The organism is Faunimonas pinastri, from assembly GCF_900110915.1.
Classification (GTDB): Bacteria; Pseudomonadota; Alphaproteobacteria; order Rhizobiales; family Afifellaceae; genus Faunimonas; species Faunimonas pinastri.
The window spans coordinates 1-2,587 of the sequence record NZ_FOFG01000039.1; the positions used below are offsets into that span (position 1 = coordinate 1).

At 67.7% G+C, this 2,587-nt stretch carries 3 protein-coding genes; all 3 read left to right on the top strand.

The genetic code is table 11. The annotated features are described in order from the left end of the window. A partial coding sequence (locus BMY25_RS20280) for a DUF2163 domain-containing protein (RefSeq protein ID WP_143062086.1) occupies window positions 1-516 on the top strand: 516 nt, incomplete at its 5' end. A 2-nt stretch (window positions 517-518) separates the two neighbouring features. Then, window positions 519-965 carry a C40 family peptidase gene (locus BMY25_RS20285; protein WP_238858453.1) on the top strand — a complete coding sequence of 149 codons (447 nt, stop codon included), beginning with the start codon at window positions 519-521 and terminating at the stop codon, window positions 963-965. 3 nt (window positions 966-968) lie between these two features. Continuing rightward, window positions 969-2,587 (top strand): baseplate multidomain protein megatron (locus BMY25_RS20290; RefSeq protein ID WP_092500093.1); only part of this gene is annotated, 1,619 nt, incomplete at its 3' end.

A 2,587-nucleotide genomic window follows, 5' to 3' on the forward strand; every position in this document is an offset into this window, starting at 1 on the left:
TTCACCGCCGAGCTTCGCGGCATGGCGCATGAACTGGGGCAGGAGATCGGCCGCGTCTTCTCCTATTCCTGCGACGCCAATCTGGGCGATGCGCGCTGCCGGGTCGATCTTTCCGACCCGCGCTTTCACGGGACGGGAAGCGTCACCGCGATCCTTGCCGCCGACCGCTGGTTCGCGGTGGACGGGCTCGGCGACTTCGGTGCCGGCTGGTTCAACAATGGCGCGCTGACCTGGACGAGCGGGGCGAATGCCGGCCGGCCGATCGAGGTGCGGCTGCATTCGGTGGTGGCCGGACTGGCGCGGCTGGAACTCTGGACGGCGATGGGCGTGGCGGTGGCGGTCGGTGACACGTTCGCGGTGACCGCCGGCTGCGACAAGCAGTTCGGCACCTGCCGCGACCGCTTTGCCAATCTCCTGAACTTCCGCGGTTTCCCCTACATGCCCTCCAACATGCTGGTCGCCTCCTACCCGAACGACCACACCGCCAATGATGGCGGCAGCCTCTACGGCAACTGATCATGGCAGAGACAGAGATGGGAACCCGGGTCGTCAATGCGGCGCGGGACTGGATCGACACGCCCTATCGCCATCAGGCGTCGCTCAGGGGCGTCGGCGCGGATTGCCTCGGCCTCTTGCGCGGCGTCTGGCGCGATCTCCGTGGCGCGGAGCCGGAGACACCGCCGGCCTATTCGCCCGACTGGGCGGAGGCGACCGGTCGCGAGACCATGGCGGAAGCGGCATCGCGCCACCTCGTGGCAATCGGTCTTGCTGAGCTTCAGCCGGGCGACGTCGCGCTCTTCCGCATGAAGCGCTCCGGCCCGGCCAGGCATTGCGGCATCGTGGCGACCGGTCCCTCCGGCCCGACGCTGATCCACGCCTGGTCGCGCCACAGCGTCGCCGAAGTGCCTTTCGACGCGGGCTGGCAGCGCCGGCTCGCCTTTGCCTTCCGCTTTCCGGAGATCTGACCCTTGGCATCCCTTGTTCTCGGCGCGGCCGGGGCGGCGCTTGGCGGCTCGCTCTTCGGCTCCGGCTTCAGCATTCTCGGCGCGACGCTGACCGGCGCGCAGATCGGCGGGGCCCTCGGCGCCGTCGCCGGTTCCGTCGTCGACAGCGCCCTTTTCGCCTCGCGCAGCAAGGTGAAGGGTGCCCGCTCCGACGTCAGCATCACCGCCTCCACCGAAGGCGCGGTGATCCCGCGCCTCTATGGCCGCCAGCGCGTTTCCGGCCAGCTCATCTGGGCGACCCGCTTCAAGGAGAAGGAGAAGAAGGAGACGACCGGCGGCAAGGGCGGCGGCGTCACGACCACCACCTACACCTATTCCATCTCCGTCGCCGTGGCGCTTTGCGAAGGACCGATCAGCCGCATCGACCGCATCTGGGCCGATGGCAACGAGATGGACCTGGAGGACGTGACCTACCGGATCTATCTCGGCTCGGAGGATCAGGCCGCCGATCCGCTCGTCGCGGAGATGGAGGGGGCGGATAACGCGCCGGCGTTTCGGGGGACGGCCTATATCGTCTTCGAACATCTGGCGCTGGCCGATTTCGGCAACCGCATTCCGCAGTTTCAGTTCGAGGTAATCCGCGCGATCGGAGCGGAACATCCGGGCACGCTGGAGACGATGGCGCGCGCCGTCACGCTGATCCCCGGCGCGGGCGAGTTCGTCTACGGCACCACGGCGGTGACCCGCACGGTGGACGGCAATTCCGACACCGAGAACAAGATCAACCCGACCGACGAGACCGATATCGTCTTCGCGCTCGACCAGTTGCACGCGATCCTGCCCAACGTGGAGACGGTGGCGTTGGTGGTCGGCTGGTTCGGCACGGACCTGCGCGCCGGCTCCTGCCGGATCGTGCCGGGCGTCGAGGTCGCGGGCAAATCCACGTCACCCTATGCCTGGAGCGTCGCGGGCGTCGGGCGCGCCGAAGCGCATGTCGTCAGCCACGACGACGAGGACAACCCGCTTTATGGCGGCACGCCCGCCGACCGGGCGGTGACGGAGGCGCTGGCGGAACTGAAGCGGCGTGGGCTGAAGGTGATCTTCTATCCCTTCGTCTTCATGGATATCCGCGACGGCAACGGCTTGCCCGATCCCTACGGCGAGGCGGAGCAGAAGCCGTTTCCCTGGCGCGGGCGTATCACGGCCGATATCGCGCCGGGGCTTTCCGGCAGCGCCGACAAGACATCGGCCATCAGCGCGGATATCGACGCCTTCTTCGACGGGGAATGGGGCCTCAAGCGCTTTATCCGCCACTATGCCGATCTCTGCACTGACGCCGGCGGGGTCGATGCCTTCCTGATCGGCTCGGAGATGGTGGGCGTCACCACGCTTCGCGACGGCGCCTCCTCCTATCCCGCCGTCGCCAAGCTCCGGGAACTCGCGGCCGATGTGCGCGGCATCGTGGGGGCCGATACGAAGATCGGTTATGGCGCCGACTGGTCGGAATATTTCGGGCACCACCCGGCCGACGGCAGCGGCGATGTCTTCTTCCACCTCGATCCGCTCTGGGCCGACGACAACATCGACTTCGTCGGCATCGACAATTACATGCCGCTCGCCGACTGGCGCGACGGCGAGGATCA

Coding starts and splice junctions, on each gene's coding strand:
- BMY25_RS20285 (WP_238858453.1), top strand. CDS start 519: ATGGCAGAGACAGAGATGGGAACCCGGGTCGTCAATGCGGCGCGGGAC.